This window comes from Streptomyces sp. NPDC005435, from assembly GCF_040703155.1.
Lineage (GTDB): Bacteria > Actinomycetota > Actinomycetes > Streptomycetales > Streptomycetaceae > Streptomyces.
Genome location: NZ_JBEXEQ010000005.1, coordinates 101,510 through 119,657 on the forward strand (window position 1 = coordinate 101,510; position 18,148 = coordinate 119,657).

Annotated in this window: 17 protein-coding genes; 12 read left to right on the forward strand and 5 right to left on the reverse strand. The window is 70.0% G+C overall.

Going from position 1 to position 18,148, the window contains the following annotated elements; all coding sequences use genetic code 11:
* Positions 1 to 113: 113 nt before the first annotated feature.
* The 3 genes from AB0898_RS08285 (at position 114) to AB0898_RS08295 (ending at position 2,168) form a co-directional block, all read left to right on the forward strand.
* A complete protein-coding gene (locus AB0898_RS08285; protein WP_366802028.1) occupies positions 114 to 860 on the forward strand; it encodes a DUF4328 domain-containing protein in 747 nt (248 codons plus the stop codon).
* Positions 861 to 951: 91 nt separating this feature from the next.
* On the forward strand, positions 952 to 1,512 hold the full coding sequence (locus AB0898_RS08290; RefSeq protein WP_366802029.1) for a hypothetical protein: 561 nt from the start codon (positions 952 to 954) through the stop codon (positions 1,510 to 1,512).
* 257 nt (positions 1,513 to 1,769) lie between these two features.
* A complete protein-coding gene (locus AB0898_RS08295) occupies positions 1,770 to 2,168 on the forward strand; it encodes a hypothetical protein (RefSeq protein WP_366802030.1) in 399 nt (132 codons plus the stop codon).
* A 51-nt stretch (positions 2,169 to 2,219) separates the two neighbouring features.
* On the opposite strand, the gene AB0898_RS08300 is transcribed toward AB0898_RS08295, so the two are convergent.
* A complete protein-coding gene (locus AB0898_RS08300) occupies positions 2,220 to 3,791 on the reverse strand; it encodes a hypothetical protein (protein WP_366802031.1) in 1,572 nt (523 codons plus the stop codon).
* Between the two features lie 109 nt (positions 3,792 to 3,900).
* Positions 3,901 to 5,076, reverse strand: a complete 1,176-nt coding sequence (murG, locus tag AB0898_RS08305) for an undecaprenyldiphospho-muramoylpentapeptide beta-N-acetylglucosaminyltransferase (protein WP_366802033.1) — start codon at positions 5,074 to 5,076, stop codon at positions 3,901 to 3,903.
* A gap of 120 nt (positions 5,077 to 5,196) precedes the next feature.
* On the opposite strand from murG, the gene AB0898_RS08310 reads away from it, so the two are divergent.
* The 3 genes from AB0898_RS08310 (at position 5,197) to AB0898_RS08320 (ending at position 8,486) form a co-directional block, all read left to right on the forward strand.
* A complete protein-coding gene (locus tag AB0898_RS08310; protein WP_366802034.1) occupies positions 5,197 to 6,336 on the forward strand; it encodes a winged helix DNA-binding domain-containing protein in 1,140 nt (379 codons plus the stop codon).
* A gap of 330 nt (positions 6,337 to 6,666) precedes the next feature.
* The gene (locus AB0898_RS08315) at positions 6,667 to 7,329 is read left to right on the forward strand and encodes an RNA polymerase sigma factor (protein ID WP_366802035.1); all 663 of its coding nucleotides are present in this window, start codon (positions 6,667 to 6,669) and stop codon (positions 7,327 to 7,329) included.
* Entirely contained in the window at positions 7,329 to 8,486 is a 1,158-nt protein-coding gene (locus tag AB0898_RS08320; protein WP_366802036.1) for a hypothetical protein, read from the forward strand. The genes AB0898_RS08315 and AB0898_RS08320 overlap by 1 nt, the downstream gene beginning before the upstream one ends.
* A 186-nt stretch (positions 8,487 to 8,672) precedes the next feature.
* On the opposite strand, the gene AB0898_RS08325 is transcribed toward AB0898_RS08320, so the two are convergent.
* A complete protein-coding gene (locus AB0898_RS08325) occupies positions 8,673 to 9,518 on the reverse strand; it encodes a L,D-transpeptidase family protein (protein ID WP_366802038.1) in 846 nt (281 codons plus the stop codon).
* 85 nt (positions 9,519 to 9,603) lie between these two features.
* Between AB0898_RS08325 and AB0898_RS08330 the strand changes: the two genes are divergently transcribed.
* The 5 genes from AB0898_RS08330 (at position 9,604) to AB0898_RS08350 (ending at position 13,796) form a co-directional block, all read left to right on the forward strand.
* Entirely contained in the window at positions 9,604 to 11,184 is a 1,581-nt protein-coding gene (locus AB0898_RS08330; RefSeq protein WP_366802039.1) for a methylmalonyl-CoA mutase family protein, read from the forward strand.
* A gap of 79 nt (positions 11,185 to 11,263) precedes the next feature.
* Positions 11,264 to 11,908, forward strand: coding sequence for a leucine efflux protein LeuE (gene leuE / locus AB0898_RS08335; protein WP_366802040.1), 645 nt, complete (start codon positions 11,264 to 11,266; stop codon positions 11,906 to 11,908).
* Between the two features lie 341 nt (positions 11,909 to 12,249).
* On the forward strand, positions 12,250 to 12,456 hold the full coding sequence (locus tag AB0898_RS08340; protein WP_366802041.1) for a hypothetical protein: 207 nt from the start codon (positions 12,250 to 12,252) through the stop codon (positions 12,454 to 12,456).
* Positions 12,440 to 12,964 (forward strand): DUF6879 family protein, encoded by a 525-nt coding sequence (locus tag AB0898_RS08345; protein WP_366802042.1) that lies wholly within the window; start codon positions 12,440 to 12,442, stop codon positions 12,962 to 12,964. Before AB0898_RS08340 ends, AB0898_RS08345 begins: the two co-directional genes overlap by 17 nt.
* Positions 12,954 to 13,796: a helix-turn-helix transcriptional regulator gene (locus AB0898_RS08350; RefSeq protein WP_366802043.1), complete on the forward strand. Its 843-nt coding sequence runs from the start codon at positions 12,954 to 12,956 to the stop codon at positions 13,794 to 13,796. Before AB0898_RS08345 ends, AB0898_RS08350 begins: the two co-directional genes overlap by 11 nt.
* A 1,150-nt stretch (positions 13,797 to 14,946) precedes the next feature.
* On the opposite strand, the gene AB0898_RS08355 is transcribed toward AB0898_RS08350, so the two are convergent.
* Together AB0898_RS08355 and AB0898_RS08360 are read right to left on the reverse strand one after the other, a co-directional pair.
* Positions 14,947 to 15,351, reverse strand: coding sequence for an HNH endonuclease signature motif containing protein (locus AB0898_RS08355; RefSeq protein WP_366802044.1), 405 nt, complete (start codon positions 15,349 to 15,351; stop codon positions 14,947 to 14,949).
* A gap of 106 nt (positions 15,352 to 15,457) precedes the next feature.
* A complete protein-coding gene (locus tag AB0898_RS08360; protein WP_366802045.1) occupies positions 15,458 to 16,624 on the reverse strand; it encodes a phage major capsid protein in 1,167 nt (388 codons plus the stop codon).
* 647 nt (positions 16,625 to 17,271) lie between these two features.
* Here AB0898_RS08360 and AB0898_RS08365 point away from each other — a divergent pair.
* Positions 17,272 to 18,000 carry a hypothetical protein gene (locus tag AB0898_RS08365; RefSeq protein WP_366802046.1) on the forward strand — a complete coding sequence of 243 codons (729 nt, stop codon included), beginning with the start codon at positions 17,272 to 17,274 and terminating at the stop codon, positions 17,998 to 18,000.
* Positions 18,001 to 18,148 lie beyond the last annotated feature (148 nt).

Below are 18,148 nucleotides of genomic sequence, written 5' to 3' on the forward strand. Positions count from 1 at the left end.
TCGACCGGAAAGTAAGGTCCGGGTAAAGCCGCCGGTGAGTCCGCTCGTCGGCGGCTTCCTTACGCGCCCGGACCCGGGGAGGGGTCCGGCATTCACCGGGGGGCTGAACCTTCATGACCTGTACCCATTGCGGCCTCCGGCCCGCTTCCGCCGGGGCCGCGCTGTGCCCGGAGTGCCTCGCGGCCGGGGCGTATCCGCCGCCCGCGCCTGCGGGACACCCGCACGACGCGCCGTACACGCTGCCGCCCGGCCTCCCGCTGCGCTCGCCGGTCGGGCTCGGGCGGGCCACCGTCACGCTCCTCGCGCTGGTCGCCGTGGCCGACGTGTTCGCCGTCGGGGCCGACGCGCTCCAGCTGGACAGCGCGACCCAGGGGCGTACCTCCGACCTGGCCGACCTCGCCACCGGGCTCACCGGGGGCGTTCAGGTGCTCCTCATGGTCGCGACGATCGTCGTCTATCTGTGCTGGCTGTACCGGGTGCGGGTCAACGCCGAGCTGTTCGACCAGTCCGGGCAGAGCATGGCGCGGGGGTGGGTGATCGGCGCGTGGTTCTGCCCGTTCGTCAACCTGTGGTTCCCGCGCCGGATCGTGACCGACATCTGGAACGCGAGCGCTCCGCCGGGGCGGCCCGCCGGGGAGCGGCTGATCGACAGCTGGTGGGCGCTGTGGCTGGTCTCGGTGATCGCGGACCAGGCGACGACGCGGTTCGACGGGGACGGTGTGTGGGAGGCGCGCGTCATGCTCTTCTCCGACCTGACCGACATGGCCGCCGCCGTGCTCGCCGCGCTGGTCGTGCTCCGGCTGACCCGGATGCAGCACCAGAAGGCGCTCGGTGTTCCGGCCGCCCCCGTTCTTGGCTGAAAACAGGCGACTGTGACACTACGGGGCCGTCGCACGCAGTAAGGGGAAATGCGGGCTCCGTAAAGACGGTGCCCAGGCGAGGGGAGATTCCATGAGCCTGGTGGAACTGATCGCACAGGCCGACGAGCGCGGACTGGCCGCCAGTGGTCTGGCTTGTTCGGATCGGTGCGTGCCCCTGCTGTACGAGGACGACGAGCTCCTGCGCCCGCTCTGGGCGCACCTCGCCGACGGCTCCGACTGGTCCGAGACCCTGGAGAAGACCCGGGCCGCGCTCGGCGCGGTGGACCCCGGCGAGGACGAGGCGGCCCGGCTGGTCCGGCGGATGCTGGAGACGGCACCGGCCGAGTGGTCCGCCGGCGCGCTGCGGGAGTGGGCCGACGCGTGCTCGCTCGCCGCCCTCCAGGTCCACCGGCTTCTCGACCCCGCCACCGAGGACACCGCCCCGGCGGCCGACGCGGCCGAGGACCGTGACGGGGGCACGGAGGAGACGTCCTCCCCGCTGGTCGCGGCCGAACTCCGCCGGCAGACCGTGGTCCTGGAGCTCCTCGCCGAGCACGGCACGAATGGGCTGCGGCGGGCTCTGGACGTGTCGATCGAGGGGCGGCGGGTGCTTCAGGCGGTGGTTTCGCGGCGGGCTCGTAGTCAGGGGTGAGGTGGGGCGGGCTGAGCGGGGCGGGCTGAGCGGGGCGGGTTCAGCGGGCCGGGCGGACCGGGCGGACCGGGTCGGGCGGGTCGGGCGGGTCGGGCGGGTCGGGCGTAACGGTTCTTCAGGGCGTCCTGCCGCTCAAACCCCTCCCCAGGGGCGGGAGATGTGATCGTCCCGGGGTGGTGGTGGGGCGGTCCTGCGCCGGTTCGCGGAACAGCCCGGATTCCTGTTACGGCCGGGGCCCCGGGACCGCTGTCCCTGGTGTGACAGCCCCGTACCCCACCTCCACGTACCCGCCCGCCCCCGTGGACACCCGTCCCGCGCGCTGGGCCGCCGACACCGTCGCCGCGCTCCGCGAGGGCGCCCGGCTCCGGCTCGACTACACCGTGCGCAGCGTGTGGCGCGTCGACCGCGTGATCGACGAAATCCGCCGCGACGGCCCCCCGTACGAGGCCGTCCGCCGCGTCCTGCGCGGCTTCGGCGCCTACGCCGGCGAGGTCATCGCCCGCCAGACGGGAGCGGAATGGTGGCCCACCGACGGCGAACCCTGCCTCCGCACCCCCGACGGCTCCTTCTGGACGCCGATGGACGAGGCGCGGCGGGCGTACGAGGGGGACGGGTCGCTGGGGGCGTTGTGCCGGGAGGCGATCGGCGGCAGGTGAGGCCCCGTGCGGGGGTGGAGCGCCTGTGTCAGGGCCGGTCGGGGGGCAGGCTCAGGACCGGCCGGCCGGGCGGAGGTGGCTTTCGGCGAGGGCGCGGAGTTCGTCGCGGGTGCGGGCGGGGTCGGTCGTGGCTTCGGTGGCGCGGGTGGCGGGGAGATAGCGGACGCCGTCTATCTCGCAGATGAGCGGTCCCGCGCCGGTGTCGCGTACCAGGGCCTCGCCGACCGGAGGGGGGCCGCCGACGGTGCGGTACCCACGGCCGCGGGCGCGCGAGATGGGCTGGAGGAACTGGGGCGCCGTCACGTCCCCGCCCTCCGGCCGGAAGAGGACGAGCACCAGCTCGCCGGTGCCCCGGCGCAGCCGGACGTAGCGCATGGGCCGCCACGCGTCCGCCCCGCCGCCCGGACGCGCGGCCCGCAGCACCGGACCGCACAGGGCGGAGCGGTCGGTCGCCACCCAGCCGATCCGGGCGAGGGCCGCGATGACGATCGTGCCGAACACGAGGAAACGCCAGTGCCCCAGGTGGAAGTGGTCGTCGAGGACGGCGGCGCAGGAGAACGGCAGGACGCACCAGGCGGTGGTGCCCAGGACGGTGGTCAGTACCCAGGCCCAGGGCGCGAGGGACGTACGGCCCGGACCTCGGCGCGGCGGGGTCACCCGGGGGCCCGGCCGATGGCGGTCGCCGTGCCGGGCCGCGGCGGCGAGGCTCGCGTAGCGCGGGTCGTCGCCGAGGGCGGACCACTCCTCCTCGGCCGCCTCGCCGTCCGCGACCGGCTGCGGAAGGACCGCGGGCCCGGCCCGGCGTGCCCGCCGCACGCGCCGGGCACAGAGCAGCGGGTTGACCACCAACACGCCGCCCAGGCCGAGCAGTCCGAGGCCGCCGCCGAGTGCGGCGACCACCCGTGGGGTGACACTCGTGTCCAGAGCGTCGCCCAGGAAGGGCCAGGGGAGGGCGACCACCGGTATCCGGTCGCCGGTGCGCAGGTCCGCCGCGTCGCAGTCCACCTCCGCCCGCTCCACGCCGCCGTCCCAGGTGACGGCGCAGACCTCCTCGTCCCGGTCCACCCGTACGACCTCGGCGGCCGTGTGCGTCCCGAACACCACGACGTCCGCGGCAGCCAGGCCCACGAACAGGGCGGCCGCGAGGGCGAACACCGCCCAGGACGGGGCGGCGGGCAGCAGCAGCGGCCGTCGGCCGGTCGGGGGAACCGGGCAGGGCTGCTCGGGGGGCTGTTCGCGCCCCTGTTCGCGGGGCTGTTCGCCCAGCCAGTCGCCGAGCGTCCGCGCGTCGTGCGTGGGCAGACCCAGCCGCATCACCCGGCCTTCGGGCGTCCGGTAGCGCAGGCTGACCCGCTCGACGAGGGACCGGTCGTCGGTGGCGACCGTCGCGCCCGGGGCCTCCCCGCCACGGGGCACGGCGACGGCGTTCCCGGAGCGGTCGAGGAAGACGGGCCCGTCGAGACGCGGGTCGGCCAGCAGCCGTCCCCCGCGCCCGTCGAGCCGGCACCGGAAGTGCACGGGCCGTCCCATGGCCAGCGCGTGCCGCCGCCTCCCCGCCCCCCACCGAGCCAGCCCGGCGACGACCAGCGGCACCACCACGACCCCCACAAAAGTGCCCACCATCGGTACCGCCGTCCCCCTCGTCGTACGTGAACGGAGAAGCGTACGGGGGCTGCGGGGGAGGGTGTGGTGAGGGGGCCGGTCCTGCGCCGCTACCTCGGTGAGCGGGGCGTCACCGGGACGCTGCGGACAGGATTACGTCCACGAGGCGTTCCGCGGCGTCCGGGCGGCCGTGGGTCCTGGCGGCGGTGGCCATCGTGTCGCGGCGTGCCGGGTCGGCGAGGAGGGGGCCGACCGCCTGGCGCAGGTGTTCGCCGGTGATGTCGCCGAGGAGTGCGACTGCCGCGCCGGACTTCTCCAAGTGGCGTGCGTTGTGGGCCTGTTCGTTGCCGGCTGCCGTCGCGAGCGGGATGAAGACCGCGGGCTTGCCGAGGGCGGTCAGTTCGGCCAGGGTGCCCGCGCCGCTGCGTGAGATCACCAGGTCGGCCAGGGCCAGGACGTCGGGCAGTTCGGGGCCGATGAAGGGGGCGAGGTGATAGCGGGCGGCGAGGGGGGCGGGCAGATCCCCGGCGCGTGCGGACAGTGCGTCCTGGTGGGCCGGGCCGCACTGGTGCACCACGTTGGCGCGCTCCAGCAGCCAGGGCAGCGCGTCGCCGACCACGTCGTTGATCTGCTGCGAACCCTGGGCGCCGCCGGTGACGTAGACCGTCGGAAGGCGGCGGTCGAAGGTCTGGAGGTCCAGCGCCGTCACGGCCTTGTCCGGGCGGCCGGTCAGGATCTCCGGCCGTACGGGGTTGCCGGTGACCACCGCCGAGGACCGTACGCCCTGCGGCAGGAGCGGCAGCGTGGACTCCGAGGACACGGCGATCCGCGTCGCGGAACCCGCCAGCTTCCGGTTGGCCAGCCCGAGGCGCACGGTCTGCTCGTGCAGGACCAGCGGGACGCGGCACATCCGGGCGGCGAGTCCGGCCGGCACCGCGACGTAACCCCCCGTCGCGAGAACGACGTCGGGCCGGAAGGCCGAGATCGCGCCGCGCGCCTGAGCGACCCCGAGCGGCACGCGCGCCATGTCGCGGACGTTCGCCGGGGACATCATCTTCAGCGGGTTCGAGGAGCGGCGGATCTTCCCCGTGGCGACGGTGGTGAACGGGATGCCCTCCGCGCGGGTGACCCGTGCTTCCAGGCCTTCGGAGGTGCCGATCCACAGGACTTCGAGGGCGCGGCCGGTGGTCGCCAGCCGCGCCTGGAGGGTGCGGATCGCGGTGAGCGCGGGGTAGGTATGACCGCCGGTGCCGCCGCCGGTGACGATCAGTCGGAAGGCGGGCGGCTGCTGAGGCGCGGTGTTCACGCGGCGCACTCTAGTGGCCGCCCCTGGCCGGGGAGCGCCGGACCGCCGACGCCCCCGCCTTCGCGGCCTTCGGCACCGATGTCACGGCCGCGCCAGAGGTGTAGGTGACATGATCGGGTCATGAGCCTCACCGCGCGACAGCTCGTACTGGCCATGCTGGACCGTCAACTCCTGCTCGAACGCAAAAGCCTCGACGTGGCGGAGGCGGTGCGCCGGGTCTGCGCTCTGCAGGCCCAGACGCCGGCGTCGCCGTACCTCGCGCTGTGGAATCGCGTACGGGACTTCGCGCCCGCAGACCTCGACGCGGCGTTCGCGGACGGCCGGATCGTGAAGGCGACCCTCATGCGGCTCACGCTGCACGCCGTCCACGCCGAGGACTACGAGCCCTACCGCGCCGCCATGCTGAGCACGCTGCGGGCGTCGCGCCTCTACGACCGCCGGTTCACCGCGACCGGGCTCACCCCCGACGACGCCGACGCGCTGCTCCCGGAGCTGGCGGGGTTCCTGGAACAGCCCCGCACCGGCGCCCAGGTGGAGGACGAGGTCACGGGGCGGCACGGCGAGCACGCGCACCGCGTGTGGTGGGCGCTGCGTACGTTCGCGCCCCTGCACCACGCGCCGAACGGCGGCCCGTGGTCGTTCACCCAGCCGAACTCCTACCGCGCCTCACCGGCGGCCCCCGCGCCCGCGCCGCAGGAGACCGACGCCGGGGTCCGGCGCCTGTTCCTCGACTACCTGCGGGCGTTCGGGCCCGCGTCGGCCCAGGATTTCGCCCGGTTCACCCTGCTGACCCGCGCCGTGACGACCAGAGCGCTGCATGAGCTCGGCGACCAGGTCGTACGGGTACCGGGGCCCGGCCGCGCGGCTCTGTTCGACCTGGCCGGCGCCACCGTCCCCGCCGACGACACCCCGGCGCCACCGAGGCTGCTGCCGATGTGGGACAGCACGCTGCTGGCTCACGCCGTCCCCGGGCGGCTCATGCCCCCGGAGTACCGGCCCCTGGTCGTCCGGCGCAACGGCGATGTGCTGCCCTGTCTGCTCGTCGACGGACAGGTCGCCGGCGTATGGCGCGCGGCCGACGGCGGGCTCGAACTGACCGCCTTCCACAGGCTCGACAAGGCCGCGTGGCAGGGTCTGACCGACGAGGCGGAAAAGCTGTCCGCGCTGCTCACCGACCGCGATCCGGCCGTCTACCGACGCTACGGACACTGGTGGGACAAGGGAATCGCCGGCGCCGAGAGGGTGCTCGTCAAACCCTGACGGCCCCCCGGCTCTCCGGCGTCACTCTTCACCGGCGCGCTGGTCACGCCGTTGGTCACGCACCCCCCGTTACGGACCGCATCTTGCCTGGTCAGAGGGGCGAGTGGGAGGGGGACGGCCGGGGCCGCCACCCCCCACAGGAGAGGCCCCGGCCGTCGTATGTGGCGGGTCTGGGTGCGGCCCGCATCTCGTACAGCGCCGGGAGTGCGGCTTGTGTCACACCGGAATGGATCACGAGTCAGTTGCATCTTCTACAGACGTGGACGGGGAACTGTTTCAGGCCGTAACGTGCCTTTCGCGCCGACCACCAGACAGGCGTAAGGGAGTGCGGTGCAGGGGGACGACGCGGAGCTGACCGCCGCGGTGCGCGCGGCCCAGGGCGGTGACGAGGAAGCCTTCCGCACGGTGTACCGCGCGGTGCATCCACGGCTGCTCGGCTATGTGCGCACGCTGGTGGGGGAGCCGGACGCCGAGGACGTCACGTCCGAGGCCTGGCTCCAGATCGCCCGCGACCTCGACCGGTTCAGCGGAGACGCCGACCGGTTCCGGGGGTGGGCCGCCCGGATAGCCCGCAACCGCGCGCTCGACCACATACGGATGCGCGGCCGCCGCCCGCTGATAGGCGGCGACGAGACCGAACTGACCGGCCGGGCCGCCGAGTCGGACACCGCCGGTGAGGCGATGGAGGCCCTCGCCACCGACGGCACCCTCTCCCTCATCGCGCGCCTGCCGCAGGACCAGGCCGAGGCGGTGGTGCTGCGCGTGGTGGTCGGTCTGGACGCCAAGTCCGCCGCCGAGACGCTCGGCAAGCGTGCGGGAGCGGTCCGTACCGCCGCGCACCGCGGCCTGAAGCGACTCGCCGAACTCCTGGGCCCCGAACCGGAGTCGGCCGGCGGACTCGACGCGCTCCCGCCCCAGCGAGGACCCCGCAGGCGCCCGGTCGCGCCCGCGAGTGTGACGCCTGCGCGCGCGCGGACGCAGAAGGACATGTGATGGCCGACGAGCACGACGAGTGGCTGGACCTCGGGACGTCGGAACGTCTGCTGGACGGCGAGCCGCCGCGACCCTCCGACGACCGGGTCCCCGACGAGGTGACCCGGTTGGCGTCCCTGCTGGCGGACCTCGCCGCCTCCGCGGCTCCGGCCAAGGGCGAACTCCCGGGCGAAGAAGCGGCGTTGGCCGCGTTCCGGGCGGCGCGGGCGGGACGCCCGGCCGCCGAACCCGTGGACGCCGTGGTGGCGGCGGGAGTTGGCGGCGACGGCACCCAACCCGCCCCAGCCACCAGCGAGTTCCATCGCCTCGACGCGGGCGTCGTCCGCATCGGCGCCCAGCCGCGGTGCCCCGTGCGGGAACGGCGCGTGCGGTGGGGGCGGCCCGTGCGGATGGCACTGGCCGCCGCCGTGGCCGTCGGCACGCTCGGCGGGGTGGCCGTCGCCGCCGGTACCGGGGTGCTGCCCGGGCCGTTCCGGCAGGGGCGCACCGAGCCCGGGGCGTCCGTGTCCGCCGCCGCGACGCCGGGACGCTCCCGGCTGCCGTCGTCGCCCGGGCCGTACGGGACCGCCGTACCCACCCCCGGCGCGAGCGGGTCCGCCGATCCCGGTGACGCCCCGCCCGAGGCGGCCGGCGGGGCAGGGCGGGACAGCGTCGCGCCGACCGGTCCCGGCGCCGGGGCCCACAAGCCCGGCACCCGGTGGCGGGCCGCCCTCGCGGCCTGCCGCGATCTGCGGGCCGGACGGGAACCCGAGGCGGGCGGCCGGCGGGCGCTGGAGGGCGTCGCGGGCGGTTCGGCGCGTGTGAAGACGTACTGCGCGGCCGTGCTGTCGGGCCGCCGGAACGGCCTGCCGGTCCTGCCCGTGCCCGGCGGCCCGGCGACCGACGGCCCCTTCGGCCGCTTCGGCGACGGCCACCGGTCCGGAGGCTCCGGCGGGTCCGAAGGGTCCGGAGGGTCGGACGGCTCGGGCGACGGCGACGGTGACGGCGACGGCGACGGCACATCCGGCTCCGGCGACCGCCGTACCCACAAGGACCGCGACCGCTCCGCCCACCACCGGCGCAGCGGCATGGCCTCCCCGGTCCCCTCCTCCTACGTCCTGCCCGGCACCGCCGGTCTTCCCACGGCCACCCCGAGCCCCCGCTTCAGCGCCCTCTGACCTGCGGTTCTGTCCGGCGCGGAAATTTCTTCGCGACAGGTGTGACGTTTCTGGAGCCGGTGACGCAGTACAGAGTGAGCCGACTGGTCATCGGCCGTCGCACTGAGCCGGGGTTCCCCCCGTACCCATGGCTCGTGCACCCGGCGCGGGCGGGACACGTTCCCCCGGTCCCGCCCGCGCCCTGCCTCACCACGAGACGACCACCTTGTCGCCCACCCTCACCCGCGCGAACAGCGAGGCGATCGCCTGCTCGTCGCGCACGTTGACACAGCCGTGCGAGCCGCCCGCGTAACCGCGCGCCGCGAAGTCGTACGAGTAGTGCACGGCCTGTCCGCCGCTGAAGAACAGGGCGTACGGCATCGGGGAGTCGTAGAGCGTCGACACATGGTGCCGTGACTTCCAGTAGACGTGGAACACACCCTCGCGGGTGGGGGAGTACTGCGAGCCGAAGCGGACGGACATCGTGGAGAGGGTGCGGCCGTCCGTCATCCAGCGCAGGGTGCGGCTGGTCTTGTCGATGCACAGCACCCGGCCGGTCAGACAGCGCGGGTCGGGCGCGGCGGCGGGCTGGCCGCCCATCAGATACAGCTCCCACTTGCCCGGCCGGTGTGTCATCGCCACCAGCCGCCGCCAGGTGACCGTGTCCGCACGGCCCGTTCCCGGCAGCCCGCGCTTGCGCTGGAAGCCGCGGACGGCGTCCTCGGTCAGATCGTCGTAACTCCCGGTCGGCCCGTCGAAGAGCCAGTCGAGCTGCCGCAGCCGCGCCTGCAGCTCCCGCACCCCGGAGCCGCTGTCGCCGCGCGACCACAGGACGCGGGCGGGGGCGGCGGGCGTGGAATTCCGGGGCTCAGTGGAATTCCGGGGCTCACCGGTACGCGGCGTGGCCGCCGGAGCACTCGACGGCAGCTCCACGCGCAGCGGCGAACGGTGCTTGCCGTCGGCGCCGTCCACCGGCGTCACCGTGCAGCCGCACAGCGCGGCGAGGGCGGCGGCCGAGGCCAGTACGGCGGCGGTTCTCCCCGGGATCCTCATGCCCGGGATGCTTCCCCGCGCGCCCCGCGCCGAACTTCACGGCAGGGTGGAACGGGGAGAGACCCGCACACCCTCGGAGGCGGCCATGGCGCGGCACACGGAGTCGGGGCGGCCCATCGAGCCGGTGTACGGCCCCGGCGACCTCGCGGGCTGGGACCCGGCCGAGCGGCTGGGCGAGCCCGGCGCGTACCCGTACACCCGGGGCGTGTACCCGACCATGTACACCGGCCGCCCCTGGACGATGCGCCAGTACGCCGGGTTCGGCACCGCCGCCGAGTCCAACGCCCGCTACCGCGAGCTGATCGCCCACGGCACCACCGGACTGTCCGTCGCCTTCGACCTGCCCACCCAGATGGGCCACGACTCCGACGCGCCCCTCGCGCACGGCGAGGTCGGCCGGGTCGGCGTGGCCGTGGACTCCATCGAGGACATGCGGGAGCTGTTCGACGGCATCCCGCTGGACCGCGTCTCCACATCCATGACGATCAATGCCCCCGCCGCCGCGCTGCTCCTCCTCTACCAACTGGTGGCCGAGGAACGGGACATACCCGGCGACCGGCTCACCGGCACCGTCCAGAACGACGTGCTGAAGGAGTACATCGCGCGCGGCACCTACATCTTCCCGCCCCGCCCCTCCCTCCGGCTGACCGCCGACCTGTTCGCGTACTGCGCGGCCGAACTCCCGCGCTGGAACACCATTTCCATCTCCGGCTACCACATGGCGGAGGCGGGTGCCTCGCCCGCGCAGGAGGTCGCGTTCACGCTCGCGGACGGCATCGCGTACGTGCGCACCGCGCTCGCGGCGGGCATGGAGGTGGACGCGTTCGCGCCCCGGCTCTCCTTCTTCTTCGTGGCGCGCTCCACGCTGCTGGAGGAGGTCGCCAAGTTCCGTGCGGCGCGGCGGATGTGGGCGCGGGTGATGCGTGAGGAGTTCGGCGCGCGCGATCCGAGGTCGTGGATGCTGCGGTTCCACACGCAGACGGCCGGGGTCCAACTCACCGCGCAGCAGCCGGAGGTGAACCTCGTCCGGGTCGCCGTCCAGGCACTCGCGGCCGTGTTCGGCGGCACCCAGTCGCTGCACACCAACGCCTACGACGAGGCCATCGCCCTGCCCACCGACAAGAGCGCCCGCCTCGCCCTGCGCACCCAGCAGGTCCTGGCGTACGAGACGGACGTCCCCGGGACGGTGGACCCCTTCGCCGGCTCCTACGCCGTCGAGTCCCTGACCGACGACTTGGAGGCGGCCGCGCTGGAACTGATGGACCGAGTCGCGGAGTTGGGCGGTGCGGTCGCCGCCGTCGAACAGGGCTTCCAGAAGACCGAGATCGAGCGCAACGCCTACCGGATCGCCCGCGAGACGGAGGAGGGCGCGCGCGTGGTCGTCGGCGTCAACCGCTTCCGCCTGGACGAGGAGGAGCCGTACGTCCCGCTCCGCCTGGACCCCGGCATCGAGACCCGGCAGCGCGAGCGGCTGGCCCGGCTGCGGGCGGGGCGGGACACGGGGGCGGTGGAGTCGGCGCTCGCCGCGCTGGGGGAGGCGGCGCGGGGCACGGACAACGTCCTCCCGCCGATGAAGCGGGCGCTGCGGGAGCGGGCGACGGTGGGGGAGGTGTGCGGGGTGCTGCGGGGGGTGTGGGGGACGTACCGTCCGGCGGACGCGTTCTGACAGCCGAGGTGGATGCCCGTCCCGGCCTGCTGAGACCCGCGCCATAGGCACTGTCAGTGAGACGTGCGACACTCCCCGCATGTTCGGCGTCATTGATCTCCCCACCTATCTGGCAGGGCTCGTCCTGATCGTGCTGCTGCCCGGCCCCAACTCCCTCTACGTCCTGTCCGTGGCCGCCCGTAAGGGTGTGCGCTCGGGCTATACGGCCGCCGCCGGTGTGTGGTGCGGCGACACCGTGCTGATGACGCTCTCGGCCGCCGGCGTGGCCTCGCTGCTGCAGGCGAACGCGGTGCTGTTCGGGATCGTGAAGTACGCCGGTGCCGGGTATCTGACCTGGCTGGCGATCGGGATGATGCGGTCCGCGTGGCAGCTGTGGCGCACCCGGCGCCAGGCGGTCGCGGCGGAGGCGGGCGAGGAGGGCGCGGCGGACGAACGGCCGTTCCGGCGGGCGCTGGTGGTCAGCCTGTTCAACCCGAAGGCGATCCTGTTCTTCGTCGCCTTCTTCGTCCAGTTCGTGTCAGAGTCCAACCCGATCGTGGGCTTCGTGACTCTGGGCGTACTCGCCCAGGTGGCAAGCATGTTGTACCTGTCGGCGCTCATCTTCGGGGGGTCCCGTCTAGCTGCTGCGTTCCGGCGTCGTAGGACGCTCAGCGCAGGGGCCACCTCGGCCGCCGGGGTGCTCTTCCTTGGCTTCGCGGTGAAGCTGTCGTTGGCAAGCGTGTAGGGGCTGACATGTCTCACCTTGACGATGCTGCGGCGATGCTCGCCCGCATGAGCCTCCAGGAGCAGCGCGAGGCACTAGGAGTCCTCGGCCTGCCTGAGAGGCTCCCGAAGGAGCCTCAGGAGCCCTCCAAGGTCACCCCGTTCGCTGCCCTTGTCAGCACGCCCAGTAGGCGGAAGCGGCAGCCACTCACCGTGAGGGCCGTGCATAGCCCCGAGGCGTCCTGATCCAGGGTTTACCCGACCACGCGAATATTGGCGTTGCTGCATAGACGGGCCTGTCGGCCCCTCGTACCGTCGTAGCCACCAGGCCCCAACGGGGGCCAGCCACAAGGGGGTTTCGGCATGGCGCGCGAGGAACTGACCCGACTGACCGGCAACGGAAACGGCACCTGCGGCAAGGACGATTGCCCGAACGTCTACCGCACCGCCAACGGCTCTTTCGTCGTACAGGGTGACGTTTCCCAGGCGTTCATGCCGCCCGAGGGCGAAGGGATTGTAGAGATCCCCGAAAGCGTGCTGAGGGAGGCCGTTCGTGTTCTTGGCTGGTGAGGAGTGGGCGGCACGCTTCGAGGGCTTTCAGTGGGAAGCGTGGAGGCTTGAGACCCTGCCCCAATACCTCATGCCGCAGGAAGAAGAAGAGTTCCAGGCTTTCAAGGCAGGGACCCGAATCGATCCCCACGCCGTATCGAATGAGTACACCGACCGGTTACGCCGACAGGCGGCTGAGGGGCGCACTCAGGGACGCGTGCACATCGTGAAGCGGCCTCTATCGGACTACCTGCAATTCGAGTTTGCGCAGTACTACGCCCCCCACGCGTTGGCGGGTGAACGCATCCGCATTCTCGACGTGACCGACCGGGATAACCCCCTGGCCGGCGTTCAGGACTTCTGGATGTTCGACCGCACCGAAGTGGTGCTCATGAATTACCACCCGGACGGACGACAGATCAGCCGCGAAGTCTACGAAGGGGAAGTTGCCCCGTTCATCGAATACCGGCGGATCGCGGTAGCCGAGTCGGTGCCTTTCGAGGAGTACGTGAAGGGCATTGACCTTTGAGCCCGAGAGGCTAGGTCAATCAAGATCCGACCTAGCAGAAGCCCTGAGAGGCCAGCGCAAGCGAGCCGGGAAAACGCAAACCTGGCTCGCTCGCCGCTGCAACATGTCTCAAACCAAGGTGAGCAACATCGAGGGCGGAAAGCTCACACCCTCGCTTGTCGACGTTGAGTTGATTCTGGAAGCCCTCGGGGCTGCTGGCCCCCTGGCGACCGAAATACTGTCGTTGGCAAGGTCGGCAAACACGGAATGGCAAGACCACTGGTCGTCTCGTCGCCGGGGCTTGGACAAGAAACAGAACGAGCTAGCGAGACTCGAAGCAGTCTCGACAGAGTTCCGATTCTTCCTGCTCTCTATGATCACGGGGCTTCTCGCCACACCCGAATACGTGCGTGCGAGCCTCGCCGACGTTCCCGGCGATCAGTCGAAGACCATTGCGAAGAAGCTAGAGCGGCAACAAGTTCTTTACGACGACTCGAAGTCGTTCACCTTCGTCCTCACCGAACAAGCGGTCAGATGGCCTCTGCTGCCCCCCATGGCCATGGCTATGCAACTCGACCGACTTGCGTCCGTCTCTCGTATTCCGAACGTACGCCTAGGGGTGCTCCCCTTGGGCGGGTACATTCCAGAGAGGCCGCTAAACACATTCACGCTCTATGACCGCCGCCTAGCCACCGTGGAGACCGGCACGGGGGCCCTAATACTGCGCGACCACAGAGACGTCACGGCCTATCTCCAGGACTTCGAAACCTACGAGCGATACGCGCTATTCGGTGACGACTGCCGAGCCCTCTTGGCTGACTGGTCCACCGTCTTTGCCCGACAACGCAAATAAAGCGCGTAGCCTCGCGCCCCCGTTGGCACCATGACGTGACAGACATGGAGCCGAGGGGCGATCGATGCTGGAGCACAAGCCACACGCTGAATCCCAATCCGGACCGCCGAGGAAACCGAGCCTAGAGCCGGTGGGCGTCGAGGGGTGCACGATGTGCGCCGCTCTCGCCGCGTCCCGCGAAACGGCCCGTAGAGCCTCCGTGCCCGAAGCGGTGGCGTGGGCTAACCGGGAGATTGGCAATCACCCTCACCGCTCGGTCGGTAGGGGGCGGCGGCCCGTTTACACGGTGTGGGGGGTGGCCGTATGACCGGGCGGGAGACTTACCCCGGTGCCCCTGTCGACCTTCCCCTAGACGGCTGGTTGTACGAAGCTCGACCCCGGCCGGGCTGCATGTGGTGCATGGACGAGAAGGCGAAGCTCGACCAGGCCGTGAAGGACGGCGACGCTAGCGCGCGGTTCGAGGCGGCGCGGAACATCCGGAAGTGCCGCCACGGGGGCGACGGGTGAGACAAGCCCCTGAAAGGCCAAGGAATAAGCCTCGGGCAGGAAGACGACCCTTCGACCCCGGCCCGCTCACCTTCGGCGAGGTGTGGCAGCGAACCGCAAATGTCTGCGCTACATGCTTCGGGCACCGGGAAGTGTGGTGCTCGAATTGTGCGGGCTTTGGGGGCTGTTGGGCGTGCAGGGGAATGGAACGGGTTCGTTGCCCCGAATGCGCGGGCGGGAAGGTGCCCGCGCATCAGTGGTGAGTCATGCGCCGTTCAATCGCGCTGCACGCGCTTTCAAACCCTCGGCCAGTAGATAGGCCGAGTGATCACGCTTTCGTGCTTCCTCGAAGTGATAGCGCGCAACGCGCTGAATCAGCCGCTCGATATTCGAGTCACCCATCAGCCGGCCAGCGGCTCCCGAGGCTCCCAACCGATCAACCTCAGGTGCTGCGTGGTGATGCACAGCTTGTTGCCGCACTTGTTCCGAAAGACGGGTACCAGCACAGATCTCTCGTACCGGTTGGCAGTCAGGTACCGCGTAACCGGCGTATCGAACAGGTAGCCAAATACCGGCACCCCATCGGACGAAACGCGCCCTTGCCACATGCGGCAACCGGTCTCGATGATCGGCCTTGAAGTTGCCATTATCTCTTCGAGCGGAGTCATCGGGCGCCCCCCGTTTCCTCGAACACTGAACCGCCGATCTTCTCAAGAACGTTTCGCGCGGCGAAGTGCTCCCGCATGAAAGCAACCCAAAAAGTGTTACGCGCACGACGGGAGTTCTCGCTTCGCGTTACAGGCGCGAGGTGATCAGGATTGCAGCAAGCCTTATTCTGGCACAGGTGGTCGATAGTCCAGCCTTCGGGTATGCGGCGGCCAGAAGCCTTGAAGGCTTCACGGTGCGTGTAGTAGGACAGTCCGCCCGACATGAAGCGGCCGTAACCATCGGGTGTCTTCGAGCAAGTCCACTCCCAACATCCACCCTCAGGTGCAGGCCAGATAACAGAGCGGGTGCGCAGGTACGAGAGAACGGCGGCCTTGTCGGCCACATCGAGGAGGGTTTTCACGGGGCTGTTCCTTGGGTAGGGATGAGTTTCGACCACATGTCGAATCATTGAGGAGGGCAAAAAAAGGGGAGAGGCGGCCAGGGGTTACCTAGCCGCCTCTAGTGCGTTAGGAAGCAGCGCCCTTCACGATCTGCGCGGAGGAAGCCTCGGCCAGAGAAACACCGGCGATACGCATAGTCAGCTTGAAGCCAACCTGATCCTTATCGAAACGAGCGTCTTCGCTGACTCGCACCGTGGCGTTCCGACGGACGCCAACCACGAGCCGAGAACCGTCCGCGACCACAACCGTCTTCGCAGGCAGGAAAGCACTCGCGAGGATCGGAAGTCCCCAAGCCGTGGAAGCCGGGGAATCGGTCGGCGAGCCCGCCTGATAGGTGCCGGAGCCAGCGGCCTTTTCCTTCCGGAGCGCCGCAGCCGTGTCGACGGATGCCCACACAACCGAGGGCGTTCCGTTCATGGCCTCGATGCGCGCTACGGCATCGGCCAGGTCGTCATAGGTGACGGTGACCTTTCCGGCGCCGAGAGTCGTGGACGTGCCCTGGGAAAGGATTCCCTTAATCGGGTTGGCCCCGGAGCCGGCGAAGGCGTCAGCATCGAACTTCAGGGAAGCGTCACGGAGAAGGTTGTTCGCAATGGAGTTACGTAGATCGATAGCGGAGTCTTCCAGAATCTCAGTGCTCGCCCACTGAATGCGGCCGATCTTCTTCGCCTCGAACTTGACCTCACCCCAAACCATGTCCCCCTCGGGAAGGGTCTGGCCTTCCTCGACGTAGTCCATGCCGTCCGAAGAGACAAGCTGAGGGACGGAGAAAGTCGCAGAGCTGAAGGGAACGATGCTCTCGGCCGGAAGGCCGCGCAGGAACGTCGACTTGGCCTTGAGAGCGTCGATGTACTTCGAAGCCGTCTGGTCGGGCACCGTGTAACCGCCATCGCCCGGAACAGCCTCGGCGGTGAGAGCGCGGTACTCGCTCAGCGACGGCATCAGGGCCCGCCAGGCGCCCTCATCGGTGGCGCGGGAGGCCGAGGGCGTCAGCATGCCGAGCCCGCCCGCGAGGGAGCGAACCTCGGCCTCACGCTCGCCACGCTCGACAGCGTCTCGGGCCTCGGCCTCGGCCTGGCGAATCTCGCCGTCAATCCGCTCAACGAGAGCCCTTCGAGCCTCGGGCTTCAACTTGACGTCGGATTCAACAGAGCGCAGCTCCGTAACGAGGTTTTCGCGCTTCTCAAGAGCGGCAGTGGCCTGCCGCGCGAACAGACCGTCACAAGTAGACATTGACTATTCCTTCAGTTGATCGGGGCCGGAAGTGGCCATGAAAAAACCGCCCAACACCCGGAATGGGTGGGGCGGCTTTAGGTGGGGCGGGCTCTACTCCGCCAGGGAGTGGAGTTCGTTAATACGCTTCAGGGACTCGGCCCTTAGCGTGCGCTGCTCTTCAATGCGTTGGACGAACCGAACTCTGCGCGCGATCCTGCGCGCCAAGTTCTTGCAAGAGGGGCCGCAATAGCGAGGCGGCCTGCCAGGGCCGTACTCGGCAGTGAACGGCTTCTCACAAGCCCAGCAATTCAGCTCGACTGTGTTGTTCATGCCCTACATCTCTCAAGGTGGTTGGCGGATGGCGTGTTCTCCATCGATCCGTTTGCAGGGATCAAGGTCGTTCCTTCATAGATAGAAGAACCGTTAAACAGTCGAGAATCCCACGCGTTACCTGACGCGTTTATCGGCGCGCTTGCGCCTTGGCGGATAGCGGTCCGAGTTCCAGTCCCACGACTTCGGCGCAACTCCCGCGCGTGCGAAAAGAGGGAAGGGCGAGGGTGCCCGGAAGGATGCCGAAAAGGTTTCAGACCCCCCTTCCCCGGAGAAGGCAGCTCAGGGACGCGGATCCTCTGTACCTGCCGTGGCATGTGCATTACCCTGCGCCCATGCGAACCGCGAATCAGCTATTGGCCGTTGACCTGAGGGCCTGGACGCCCGAGGACTGGTCGGCCGCCGCGACAGTAGCCACGGCCATCTTCACCATCGCCACCATCGGCATCGCGCTAGCCGCCGCCCTATACGCGAAGCAGCAAGTCGACCTAGCTCGGGAACTGAGGGAGGAGCAAGCCCAACCCTTTGTGGTTGTTGACTTCGCAGACAACCCGGTGATGAGACAGGGCATTGACTTTGTGGTTGAGAACATGGGGCAGACGCTCGCAAGGAACGTCAAAATTTCTGTCGATCCGCCGTTCGCAACAACCTTCGACGAATACGGTTACCCTCTGAAAGATGCCCCGCTAATCACTGATGGCATCCCATCCCTTCCGCCTAGGAAGCGAATCACGGCTCTGTTTGACGGAGCCCCGGAGCGCCGTGAAGCGGGTCTGCCAATGAAGTACATAGCTACGGTCAGTTTCGAGGACTCCCGTGGCCGGCCCCAGGAGCCTTTGACGTACATCCTTGATCTCTCGATCCGGTACAACCTTCTTTCACCTACGGAATACGGGCTTAGCGACGCCGCAGAGGCCCTGCGGGATATCTCGGCGACGCTCAAGGAGACTCGCAGCGAACTGCGGGGAGAGTTTCGCCGACGGCGCAGTGAAGGCGAGCGGAGGGATGCCACGGCGACTCGTGACAGCGGCTCTTCGGACTCCGGTGGGACGGCTGCTTCCTGAGCGGTTTCACTGGCTTGGCTGAGCAACACAGAGAGAAGAGCGCCCCTTCGACGGGGCGCATCTAGATAGATAGAAAGGGTTAGGGAACCCTCGACGGGGTGCCCGTAGTGCCTAGCCTCCGTTACTCGGCCCTCGCGAGAAGCGAGCG

Bases quoted from the DNA above. Each gene is read 5' to 3' on its own strand.
- AB0898_RS08300 (WP_366802031.1), bottom strand. From the start codon at position 3,791: ATGGTGGGCACTTTTGTGGGGGTCGTGGTGGTGCCGCTGGTCGTCGCC.
- AB0898_RS08320 (WP_366802036.1), top strand. From the start codon at position 7,329: ATGGCCGACGAGCACGACGAGTGGCTGGACCTCGGGACGTCGGAACGT.
- AB0898_RS08330 (WP_366802039.1), top strand. From the start codon at position 9,604: ATGGCGCGGCACACGGAGTCGGGGCGGCCCATCGAGCCGGTGTACGGC.
- leuE (WP_366802040.1), top strand. From the start codon at position 11,264: ATGTTCGGCGTCATTGATCTCCCCACCTATCTGGCAGGGCTCGTCCTG.
- AB0898_RS08310 (WP_366802034.1), top strand. From the start codon at position 5,197: ATGAGCCTCACCGCGCGACAGCTCGTACTGGCCATGCTGGACCGTCAA.
- AB0898_RS08285 (WP_366802028.1), top strand. From the start codon at position 114: ATGACCTGTACCCATTGCGGCCTCCGGCCCGCTTCCGCCGGGGCCGCG.
- AB0898_RS08360 (WP_366802045.1), bottom strand. From the start codon at position 16,624: ATGTCTACTTGTGACGGTCTGTTCGCGCGGCAGGCCACTGCCGCTCTT.
- AB0898_RS08365 (WP_366802046.1), top strand. From the start codon at position 17,272: ATGCGAACCGCGAATCAGCTATTGGCCGTTGACCTGAGGGCCTGGACG.
- AB0898_RS08340 (WP_366802041.1), top strand. From the start codon at position 12,250: ATGGCGCGCGAGGAACTGACCCGACTGACCGGCAACGGAAACGGCACC.
- AB0898_RS08325 (WP_366802038.1), bottom strand. From the start codon at position 9,518: ATGAGGATCCCGGGGAGAACCGCCGCCGTACTGGCCTCGGCCGCCGCC.
- AB0898_RS08290 (WP_366802029.1), top strand. From the start codon at position 952: ATGAGCCTGGTGGAACTGATCGCACAGGCCGACGAGCGCGGACTGGCC.